The 11,240-nt window shown below is 69.1% G+C and carries 7 protein-coding genes and 3 pseudogenes; all 10 read left to right on the top strand.

The features are described from left to right. Positions 1-798 precede the first annotated feature (798 nt). A complete protein-coding gene (gene argS, locus AC08OX_RS07345; RefSeq protein WP_476607118.1) occupies positions 799-2,835 on the top strand; it encodes an arginine--tRNA ligase domain-containing protein in 2,037 nt (678 codons plus the stop codon). Between the two features lie 119 nt (positions 2,836-2,954). Further along, positions 2,955-3,080 (top strand): annotated as a pseudogene (locus AC08OX_RS07340) (helix-turn-helix domain-containing protein); the annotation flags it as partial. Between the two features lie 171 nt (positions 3,081-3,251). Continuing rightward, positions 3,252-3,482 (top strand): annotated as a pseudogene (locus AC08OX_RS07335) (transposase); the annotation flags it as partial. 530 nt (positions 3,483-4,012) lie between these two features. Further along, the gene (gene hemL / locus AC08OX_RS07330) at positions 4,013-5,371 is read left to right on the top strand and encodes a glutamate-1-semialdehyde 2,1-aminomutase (RefSeq protein ID WP_476607117.1); all 1,359 of its coding nucleotides are present in this window, start codon (positions 4,013-4,015) and stop codon (positions 5,369-5,371) included. After that, entirely contained in the window at positions 5,368-6,015 is a 648-nt protein-coding gene (locus AC08OX_RS07325; protein ID WP_476607116.1) for a histidine phosphatase family protein, read from the top strand. Before hemL ends, AC08OX_RS07325 begins: the two co-directional genes overlap by 4 nt. A gap of 71 nt (positions 6,016-6,086) precedes the next feature. Continuing rightward, positions 6,087-6,974 (top strand): putative RNA methyltransferase, encoded by an 888-nt coding sequence (locus tag AC08OX_RS07320; protein ID WP_476607115.1) that lies wholly within the window; start codon positions 6,087-6,089, stop codon positions 6,972-6,974. Positions 6,975-7,187: 213 nt separating this feature from the next. Continuing rightward, positions 7,188-7,817, top strand: a complete 630-nt coding sequence (locus tag AC08OX_RS07315; protein ID WP_011434970.1) for a TlpA family protein disulfide reductase — start codon at positions 7,188-7,190, stop codon at positions 7,815-7,817. 34 nt (positions 7,818-7,851) lie between these two features. Then, complete coding sequence (locus tag AC08OX_RS07310) at positions 7,852-8,778, top strand: cytochrome c biogenesis CcdA family protein (RefSeq protein ID WP_476607114.1); 927 nt, start codon at positions 7,852-7,854, stop codon at positions 8,776-8,778. Then, on the top strand, positions 8,775-10,889 hold the full coding sequence (gene resB, locus AC08OX_RS07305; protein ID WP_476607113.1) for a cytochrome c biogenesis protein ResB: 2,115 nt from the start codon (positions 8,775-8,777) through the stop codon (positions 10,887-10,889). The genes AC08OX_RS07310 and resB overlap by 4 nt, the downstream gene beginning before the upstream one ends. Next, positions 10,889-11,240: pseudogene (locus AC08OX_RS07300) on the top strand (c-type cytochrome biogenesis protein CcsB); the annotation flags it as partial. The gene resB and the pseudogene AC08OX_RS07300, both read left to right, overlap by 1 nt.

Below are 11,240 nucleotides of genomic sequence, written 5' to 3'. Positions count from 1 at the left end.
CCGAACCAGCCGACGGCGTGCCCGAACGATCAGAAGTCATCCCTCGACCGAGATCACGACAGGGACGGAACACAGGCTAGTTCACAAAGAATCTTGTCCTAAAAATCTTGACAAGTTCCGCTCTTGGCCCACTTGGGTACGTGCCAGACGCCCGCTGAGCTGCACCGATGCGCCGCCTCAGACGTACCCAATTAGCGGGTACGCCGATGGTGGCCCGTTGGGGGGTGGTCGGGTACGCGTATGACGGTTGTAGGGATCGCAGATAGATGGCCACTCACGGTCGCGACTGGCCAGTAGATGGCCAATGGCCGCGATAGCTGGCCACTCCGGTACGGCGCCGCGCTGGTTCAGGTACGCGAGACGGGAAGACCCGACCGGCGTGAGCGATCTTCCTCGGGTTCGTAGCCGGGCTCGTGCTCGCGACGCTCACCGCACCGGTCGGCGTCTCGGGCGCGGTCTTCCTGCCTCAGTCCGTGCTTCGACGGCGGGCTGAGGCAGGTGGCTGATCCATCGGCACCGTCCCGGCCTGCGGCCTGACCAGCACCGCCGAGGGCCTCGTCGGCTGCGTGCTGGCCCAGCCGCTGCACTCGTCCGCGCCCGGGTCGGACAGGGCGCTGGCGGACCGGGGCCGAGCGATGCTCCGACTGAGGGCTCGGATCGGCTGTGCCAGCCCGGCCACCGTGCCGACGAACCGCCACGAAATCGTCCGCACGAAGCCCAGCGCCCAACATGAGGAACGGGCAAACACCGCCTCCACCAGCCAATCTATGCCGCCCTGATAAACTCTGGGCCGTGAATATGCTTGCCCAGGTGACCTCCACGCGTAGGCGTGATATCGAAGATCTCCGCGACCAGGTTCGCGGGTCTCGCCCCGCGGCCTTTCCTTCGTCACGCGACTATCCGCTGGCAAGGCTAAGTGCGATTGTCACGCAAGCATTGCAGGAGAAGTTTGCGCGTTCCGATCTCACGGCAGAGATCGAGTTGATCTCCCGAGAGAAGTTCGGCGCCGACGTGACGGTTAAGATGCCGATGCTCCTTAAAGAGGCGGGCGCGAAAGAGTTCGTTAGGACCTACATTCCGCGGGCCATCGAGGCCCTACAGGTCGAGGAGCTCAAGAAGGTAATTTCCGAGGCCACCGCCAAAGGCATCTACATCAATCTCACGCTGTCCGATAACTGGCTGGCGCAGGCCGTCCAGGGGATCAACAGCCTTGGCGATAGATTCGGCGAGAACGACAGTGCCGCCAGGCGGACTCTCATCATCGAATACTCGTCGCCGAACGTCGCGAAGAAGCTTCACGCTGGACACGTCCGATCAACTATCATTGGGCATGTGCTCGGCAATCTACACCAAGCATGCGGTGCGCTCGTATACCGGTTGAACCACATCAATGACTTCGGCGGATTCGGTTTCATGCTGGAGGGGTTTCGCCGTTTCGGCGATATGTTTCCCGCGGCCATGACCGAGAACGATCGCCTGCTGGAGATCTACGCCATCCGCCGCGCGCTGGAGAGGGTGGTTGCCTCCGGCGGAGGGCTGGGCGGCGCCAGCGAATCGGATGCCGCCGTGCTCCAGCGCTATTTCCCGGGCGTGGACAGCAAGGATGCGCTTGAGTCTGCGTTCAAGGGTTACGTGGAGGCGTCGGATGCCCGCTTTGCGAGGCTGGAGGGCGGAGACTCCGAGGAGGTGGAACTCTGGTCCAAGATGGTGGACTGGAGCCTTGCAGATTTCCGTTCTTTCTATGAAGCACTCGACATCCACATCGACTTCACGATCGGTGAAAGCTTTTACTTCCAGGCCGGTAATGAGGTGATCGAGACCGCTCTGCGCGACGGCCGGGCATTCGAGTTCACGGAGAGTCGCCTGCGCGAGGAAATCGCCAAGATCGAGCAGGCCATGTCTGCCGGTGAGATCACCTCCGCCGTTCGCGACCGGACTGTGGAGTTCGCCCGGAAGGATCTCGGAGCCATCGTCGTTCCTCTTCCAGGAAACGAGCGGTTCGTGGTCCGCAGGTCGGACGGCCGGAGCATCTACGCGACACGCGACGTCGGAGCCATCAAGCTCCGCCGTGATATCTTCGACCCGTCCGGCATCTACTATGTCGTGGGCCAAGAGCAGCGCGTCCATTTCGCGCGGCTCTTTCAAGCTGTCGAGGTCCTGGGTATCGCAGGCCGTGACGAACTGGACCTCCGGCACATCTACTTCGGCTTCTACGTCGATGAGAAGACTGGCCGGAAGCTCTCAAGCCGAGACAGCGTCGCCGGAGTGAACGATCTACTGAAGATGTCATTCGAGCACTTTTGGAAGAGGTCTGCGGAGCGCGGCACGATGACGGAGGAGGAACTCTCCGTCGCCGCCCAGCAGCTGGCGGTCGGCTCGCTCGTCTTCAACGACCTCAAGCAGGACATGAAGACGACTGTCGCCATGGCTCGCGGAGATCTTTCTCCGACCTTGACGGCCTTCGAGAAGTCAGGAGGACCGTATGTCGTCTACACCGCATGCCGCGCACGGGCAATCCTACGGAAATGGGGCAAGCCCGTGCCGAGTCTAGTTGACCTGACACATTTCGAGGTCAGCGACCAAGAGGCGCAGCTCATTCTCAAGTTGCAGGAGTTGCCAAGCAAGATTACCAGAGCAACAGGCGAGGATAGCCCGGCCATTCTCGTCCGCTATCTACTGGATCTGGCAGCACTCTACAATTCATACTATACGACCTCGCCAGTCCTTGAGGGCGAGGCCGCCAACGAATTTCGACTGATGATCACTCGGGCTGTTCAGTACACGCTGGTTAACGGGCTGCGTCTCTGTCACGTCGAGTGTCCCCCGAAGATCTGACGTGTAGTACCTCGAAGACGGCGTGCCGCGAATTCTGAGGTCATCAGACGGCGGGGTCAAATGGTCGTAGCGACGCCCGGACGGGATGATCGTGATGGCGTCGGGGGACTGGATGGTGGATGGGCCGGCGGGAGCAGTTGACAATCGAGGAACGGGAGCTGATTTCTCGGGAGTTGAGCACGAGCCGGTCGGCTCGGTTCATCGCGAAGGAATTCGGCCGGCACCACTCGACGATCTCACGAGAAATCGAGCGTAACGGCGGCGGGCAGGTCTATCGGGCGGTGGAGGCGCAGGTCCGTGGCGGGCTGCGGACCCAGCTGACGCTCGCGCTGCGCAAGGGCCGGGCCAGGCGGGTGAACCGGTCCCGGGCGACCGTGGCCCGTGGGCGGATCGTCGACATGACCGTCGCCACCCGCCTGCCCGTCTATTTCCGCGACCCGCACTTGCCGTCGCAGCGCGGGTCGAACGAGAACACCAACGGGTTGCTGCGCCAGTATTTTCCGAAGGGAACCGGCCTGTCGTTGCATGCCCAGGCCGGGCTTGATAAAATCGCCGAACAGCTGGATGGCAGGCTGCGGCAGACGCTGGGTTGGGCGAAGCCGGTCGCGGTCTTCAACGATTTGTTGGCAAGGCACGTGTCGCTATGACCGCCTGATTCCGCCGTTCTCACGTGCCCACGGGCGAGTATTACCTGCCTCGGCGAGAAGCTCCTCATCCCGCGGCCGTCCCGAGGCGGAATCCGTCCGGCGTGGGCCAGGCTTGCCTCATGATCCATAATGATCATTGACTGGAGTGGGTCGTGTGGGCGGCGTACCGGGCACCATTAGGGCAAGCAGCACCAGGACAACCACCAGGACAACGTCGTCGTCTTCCTTGTAGCCCTCGCGGTAGTCCTCGCCCATCGGGATCGGGCCGACCGGCGGTGGATCGCCGAACGCCGGGGCCTGGGAGGGACAGCGGCCGACCGACGGCCGCGGGTGTCCGGGGAGGACCGGGCGCACGAGCCGCCGCCGGTGGGCGGCCGGGGCAGACCCCCGTCCACCGGCGGCTTCCAGCGATGGCTTCCAGCGATGGTGGCGGGTGGGTCAACGCGGAGCATGGACCGGGGAGGAGGACGCGGCGTGCCACCGGGCACGTGGGGAGCGGGAGGCGGGGCCGACCTGCGAGGATCGTGGGCATGGTGGTTCCGTCTGCCGCGCCGGCATCCGAGGAGCTGTTCCGGCGCGTCGAGCGTGTTGTTCCCGGTGGGGTCAATTCTCCGGTCCGAGCCTTCCGTGCCGTCGGCGGCACGCCGCGCTTCATGGTGGCGGGCAACGGCCCCTATCTGACCGATGCGGACGGGCGTACCTACATCGACCTGGTGTGCTCGTGGGGGCCGATGATCCTCGGCCATGCCCATCCGGCCGTCGTCGAGGCGGTGTCGCGCGCCGTCTCGGCCGGCACCAGCTTCGGCACCCCCACACCGGGGGAGGTGGAGCTCGCGGAGCTGATCGTCGACCGGGTCGGCCCGGTCGAGAAGGTACGCCTGGTCAACTCCGGCACCGAGGCGACGATGAGCGCCGTGCGGCTGGCCCGGGGTTTCACCGGCCGGTCGACCATCATCAAGTTCGCCGGCTGCTACCACGGGCACGTTGACGCGCTGCTCGCCTCCGCCGGTTCCGGAGTGGCGACCCTCGGGTTGCCGGACACCCCGGGAGTCACCGGCGCCGCCACCGCGGACACCATCGTTCTGCCCTACAACGATCTCGCGCTGGTCGAGGCGGTCTTCGTCGAGCGCGGTGAGACGATCGCGGCGGTCATCACGGAGGCCGCCGCCGCCAACATGGGGGTCGTCCCGCCGCTGCCCGGCTTCAACGCCGGGTTGCGCCGGCTGTGCGACATCCACGGCGCGCTGCTCATTCTCGACGAGGTGATGACCGGGTTCCGCATCTCACGCGCCGGCTGGTGGGGCAACGAGGGCGCGATCGAGGACTGGTCGCCGGACCTGTTCACCTTCGGCAAGGTGATGGGCGGCGGGCTGCCCGCGGCGGCCTTCGGCGGGCGGGTGGACGTGATGGCCAGGCTCGCACCCGCCGGCCCGGTGTACCAGGCGGGCACGCTGTCGGGTAACCCGATTGCCGTCGCCGCTGGACTCGCCACCCTGCGGGCCTGCACCGATGAGGTCTACGCCACCGTCGACACCCGCGCCGCCGACGTGGCCGGGATCGTCTCAACCGCGTTGACCGAGGAGGGCGTGGCCCACCTGCCGAGCAGCGCCGGATCGCTGTTCAGCTTCTTCTTCACCGACGCCGCCACCGTGGTCGACTACGCCGGCGCCCAGGCGCAGAACACCGCCCGGTACGCGGCGTTCTTCCACAGCATGCTCGACGCCGGGATCTACCTGCCGCCGTCGGCGTTCGAGGCGTGGTTCGTCTCGGCCGCGCATGACGACGAGACGGTGGAGCGGATCGCCGCGGCGGCACCGGCGGCCGCACGTGCCGCCGCGGCGGTACCCGAGCCGGTGACCGTCTCCGCCTCTCCCGAGGGGCGGGCATGACGGAGCCGACTTCGTTGACCCGGGTGCATCTGGTTCGCCACGGCGAGGTCTTCAACCCGGAGAAGATCCTCTACGGCCGGCTGCCGGGGTTCCGGTTGTCCGACAAGGGCCAGCAGCAGGCGAAGGTCACCGCGGAGTTCCTCGCGGAGCTGGACGTCGCGGCCGTGGTCGCGAGTCCGCTGGATCGTGCCCAGCAGACCGCTGCGCCCATCGCCGCGGCGCACGCACTCGCCGTCCAGGTCGACCCGCGGCTGATCGAAAGCCGCAACGCCTTCGAGGGCAGAACGTTCGAGGCCGGCCCGGCGGTGGTCCGGTACCCCGCCCTGTGGCGCCTGCTACTCAATCCGTTCCGCCCATCCTGGGGCGAACCGTACGACGAGATCGCAGCGCGGATGCTCGTGGCTGTCGTGGAATGGCGCGACGCCCACCCCGGTCGGCACGTCGTGCTCGTCAGCCACCAGCTTCCGGTCTGGACGGCTCGGCGTGCCCTGGAGAGAGTGCCCCTCTGGCACCGTCCCGACCGGCGGCAGTGCGGGCTGGCGAGCGTCACCACGGCCGTCTACCGGGAGTCCGAGCTCGTCGGCGTCGAGTACGCGGAGCCGAACGGGCCGACCGCGAACACGCCTGGATCGGTCGGCGCCTGACGAACTCCACCGGTCCCGAGTCACCGGCGCCGGCCGTCGCTGCCCCGCCGGCCCTCGCGGCCCTGCGGGCCGTGCTGCCGTTCCTGCGCTGCCCCGTGTGCGGCGCCGCGCTGCACCCGGCGGACAGATCCCTGCGCTGTCCCGCCGGGCACGACTTCGACGTCGGCCGCGGCGGCTATGTCAACCTGCGCACCGGCCGGACTCGGCGGGTCGTCGGCGACAGCGCCGTCATGGTCGCCGCGCGGGAGTCCTTCCTCGGTGGTGGCCACTACGGGCCGCTCATCGCCCGGCTGGCCCAGATCGCGTATCCCGTCCCCGGGGGGCCATTCGGGCCGCCCGGGCCATTCGGGCCGCCCGGTCGGGTGATCCTCGACATCGGTGCCGGGACCGGGCACCATCTGGCCGGCGTGGTCGGTGCGCGACCGGACGCCGTCGGCCTCGCCGTCGACGTCTCCAAGTACGCCCTGCGTCGCGCGGCGCGTGCCCATCCCCGGATCGGCGCGGTCTCCTTCGACGTCGCCGCCCCCTGGCCGGTGGCCGACCACGCCGTCGCCGTGCTCCTCGACGTCTTCGCGCCGCGCAACCTGGCCCAGATGCACCGGGTGCTGCGCCCCGACGGGCTGCTCATCGTCGTCACCCCCGGGCCGGGCCATCTCGCCGAGCTGCACGGCCCGCTCGGACTCGTCGGGATACAGGCGGGCAAGAGCGACCGGCTCGACGAACGGACCACCGGACGGTTCGAGCCGATCATTGTCGAGCACGTTGACGTTCCGCTCACGCTGAACACCGACCAGATCGTCGACCTGGCTCTGATGGGCCCGACCGGCCATCACCGGGCGCCCGACCAGCTGCGCCGACGGGCCGAAACCGCCTTCCCCGGGAGCGCCACCGTCACGGCCCGTTTTCAGATCCGCGGTTACTGTCCGCTCCCGGTCCCGCCGGTGGCCGGCGGCCGGTGACGGCGGCGGAACGGTGCCCGCCTGGCAGATGGAGCCCACAGGTGTCCTTCGTCGAGAAGCCCATGCGCGTCTCGCGGCCCCTCCACCTACCCTGAGTTGAGTTCTACAGTTGGTCGTAGACAGGTTCCCGGGTGGGAAGGGGCAGGGCACATACTGGTTCGCGTGGCGGAGAAGGGATGGCGGTCCGCGTCGGATGACAGGTCGGGCCCGCCGGTGACAGGCATTGCCCCGATGCGGCGGACACGCCGGGCCTGGTCGGCCCGCCGTGTCCGCCGGGCGGGACGCATCGCCTTGGCCGCCGTGGCGCTCGCGGCGGCCGGGCTGCTGGCCGCCTGCTCCCCCGGGGCGAACTCGGTCGACGCCACCGGTGGTGGGGGCTACGGCTTCGTCCAGCAGGCGGCCGGGCAGGACTTCGCCGCCCCCGGAAACCGGCATCCAGCACCCCCCCTGTCCGGTAAGACTCTCGACGGGACCTCCCTCGACCTCTCGTCCTACCGAGGGAAGATCGTTGTGATCAATTTCTGGGCCTCGTGGTGCGCTCCCTGCCGCGCGGAGACGCCAGGCCTGGTCCAGCTGGCCAAGGACAACCCCACGGTGGCGTTCCTCGGTGTCAACGAGAAGGACACCGTCTCCGGTGCGAAGGCCTTCACGCAGGACTTCGGCAGGTCCTACCCGAGCATCGTCGACAAGCTGGGCACCCTCGCCGCGGGCTGGCCGGTCGCTCCGGGCCTCCCGTCGACGTTCGTGCTCGACCAGAACGGGCGGATCGCGGCCCGGTTCACCGGTGGTGTGCTGCCCGACGACCTGAAGCCCGCGTTGAGCCGTCTGCAGGCCGAGGCGTGAGCGGGCACCGTTTGCCCGGGGCGGAGGACCCGCGGTGAGCGTGGTCGGGCTCATCACCGACGGGCCGGTCCTGCTCGCCGCGCCGGTCGCCGCCGCGGCGGGACTGCTCTCTTTTCTTTCCCCCTGCGTCCTTCCGCTGGTGCCGGGCTATCTCAGCTTCGTCACCGGCCTGTCCGGGGCGGAGCTTCAGGATCGTTCGAGGCGAGTTGCCGCCACCCCGGGCGGGCTGCCGGGCCGGGCACCGGCGATGCCGGCGGTGTCCGTAGCGGTGCCGGGCATGGCGGTGGCCGGCGGGGCGGCGGTCCCTGGTGCCCTCGCCCGGGACGACGAGGGGACCGGGTCGCCCGGGCCGCGGCTGTACCGGCTGCGCGCGGGGGGGCGGGTCGCCGCGGGCACGGGTCTGTTCGTGCTCGGCTTCACCGCGGTCTTCGTGTCCTACGGCGCGGCGTTCGGTGGGCTCGGGCAGTGGCTCACCCGCCATCAGGTCGGCGTCAGCCAGCTCCTCGGGGTTGTCACCATCGTGATGGGACTCGCGTTTGCCGGCGTGTTCTCCCGGCTGTCCTGGGCGAACAGGGAGTGGCGCATCCACCGGTTGCCGGCGTCCGGCCTGCTCGGCGCGCCCGTGCTGGGGGCGCTCTTCGGAATCGGCTGGACGCCTTGCCTCGGCCCGACGTTGTCGGCCGTCCTGGGGCTGGCGGTGACGAGCGCGACGGCGCAGCGGGGAGCGGTCCTCTCCGCGGTGTACTGCCTCGGGCTTGGGCTGCCGTTCCTCGCCGTCGGACTGGCTTTCCGACGTGCCGTCGGCGCCCTGCGGGTGCTGCGACGGCATACCCGCATCCTGACCCTGCTCGGCGGCATGCTGCTCGTCACGGTCGGAGTGCTTCAACTCACGGGGGAGTGGGCCGACCTGGTTGCGAACCTACGGCCCTACGCCCCCGGCTTCTCGGAGACGTCGCTGTGACCTCCTCAACCCGTTCGAACGCCCGGCTCGCGCCTGCGTCCGGAACCGTCGATCCCGCAGCACTCGCCGTCGATCCCGCGCCACTCGCCGCCGGGTCCGTCGACGTCGAACCCATCAACACTGTCGAGGTCGAGTCCGACCTTGAGAAGCCCGACCTTGAGAAGTCCGACCTCGATTCCGCCGTCGAGTCCGCGGGATTCGGCTCCGACGCGGCGGCCAGCGCGCGCCGTCTGCCCGAGGGGCATGCCGACGCCCGCGCCGCAGCCCCCGAGGCGTTCGACCCGCCGGACAGCGCGGCCGGTCCGTCGTCCGACGACCCCGGTACGCCGACCGACGGACCGGGGCGCGCTCCCGGCGCCGGTGGCCGGTTCACCCGGCATCCGGCCCTTGCCCTCGCCGTCCGGTCCTGGCGTCAGCTCACCAGCATGCGTACCGCGCTGCTGCTGCTGTTCCTGCTGGCCCTGGCTGCCGTGCCCGGATCGCTCCTGCCGCAACGCGCCATCAACCCGATGCGGGTGGAGCAGTACCGCGCCGACCACCCCACCCTCGGTCCGCTGCTCGACCGGTTCTCCGGGTTTGACGTCTTCGCCGCGTCCTGGTTCGCAGCGATCTACCTGCTGCTGTTCATCTCCCTGATTGGCTGCCTGTCGTCCCGGATCCGCTGGCATGCCAGAGCGTTGTTCACCGCGCCGCCGAAGGCCCCGGCCCGGCCCGGCCGGCTGCCCGGCGGCAGCGCCTGGACGAGTCCGATGGAGCCCGCCGACGCGATGGCGGCTGCCCGGCAGGCGCTGCGCCGACGGCGCTTCCGGGCCACGGCCACGGCTGGGGAGGCCCACGACGCGAAGGGGACTGCCGACCACTCCGTCGCAGCGGAGAAGGGGTACCTGCGCGAGACCGGCAACCTCGTCTTCCACATTGCCCTGGTGGGGCTGCTCGCCGCGGTGGGCTTCGGTTCCTGGTACGGATACTCCGGGACCGTGCTCGTCGTTTCCGGGAGCGGGTTCGCGAACACGATCATCTCCTATGACCAGTTCAACGCTGGTCAGCGCGTCGACACCGCGAAGCTGCGTCCGTTCTCGCTCACGCTGGACCGGTTCAACGCCACGTTCCAGCCAAGCGGCCAGCCGTCCGACTTCCGCGCCGACGTCACGTATGCCGCCGCGCTGAACGCCCCGACCCGCAAGGCGACCATCCGCGTCAACCATCCGCTGGTGATCGGCAACGCCAAGATTTACCTCATCGGGCATGGATTCGCCCCGCACTTCGTGCTTCGCGACGCCGCGCGCAAGGTCGTCTGGGAGGCGAACGTGCCGTGTACCCCGCGGGACGGCATGTTCACCTCAACCTGCACCGTCAAGATCCCCGATACCGGACTGCCCGCGCTGGGCGCCCGCAAGGAGCCCCAGCAGCTGGCCTTCAGCGGCGTGTTCACGCCGACCACCCGCCTCGACCCGACCCAGGGATACGTCTCCGCGTTCCCCGCCGCCCGCGCGCCCGGTCTGACGATCACGGGATTCGTCGGCAACCTCCATCTCAACGAGGGCATTCCACAGAACGTCTACACGGTCGACACCCGCGACCTGCGCCAGATCACGATGACGGGTCCGGCGGGCAGCGAGCGCACCGCGCAGGTCCTGGCCCTCGACAACCCGCGGCAGCGCACCCTTACCGGGCTACCCGGCGGGATGAGCCTCGAGGCCGACCGCGTAGCCGAGTTCGCCACCTTCCAGGTCAAGTCCGACCCGTTCAAGGGCGAGGCGTTGCTCTTCGCGGTCCTCATCATCATCGGGCTGATCGCGAGTCTTCGGGTGCGCCGCCGCCGGGTATGGGTGCGGGCCCGGCCAGCGGCCGCAGGTGGGTGCACGGTGGAGATCGGTGGGCTGTCCCGCTCCGACGCCGACGGGTTCGCCGTCGAGCTGGCCCAGCTCACGACCCTGCTCCGGGAGGCCACCGGGCCCGCGGGCACCGACCGGTCCGTGCCGACCGCCTCGGAATCGCGCGGCGCCGAACCAGCCAGTACCGAACCAGCCAGTACCGAACCCAGTAGTACCGAACCGGGTGGCACCGCAGCCGGCGATGCCGCGTCGAGTGCCAGCGAACGGGAGCACTGATGGCGGTCAACGAGGGCGTAGCCAGCCTTTCCGATCATCTGTTTGGCAGCGGCGAGGCGGTGTACGCCACGGCGATGCTCGGCTACGCGGCCGAGTTCGCGTTCAGCCGGCTCGGCCTGCGCCACGACGTGGCTCAGGAGGCGGCGGCCGTCCCGGCACGGCAGGGGGCCGGGCAGCCGGCGGCGCTGATCGGGGCGGCGGCCGGCGGGATCGGCGCCGCCGCCGATCCCGCCGAGGCAGCCGGCCCGACCGACGGGGCCGCGGCCCCGATCGACCCGTCCGACCCCGCCGCCGTGGCCCTCGCTGCGGCCCGGGCCCGGGAGATCGAGGCTGTCCGGCGGCGGGCGAACG

The sequence above is a fragment of the Frankia sp. CoBUL1 genome, assembly GCF_978021245.1.
This window is presented reverse-complemented; position numbering and strand designations above follow the sequence as displayed.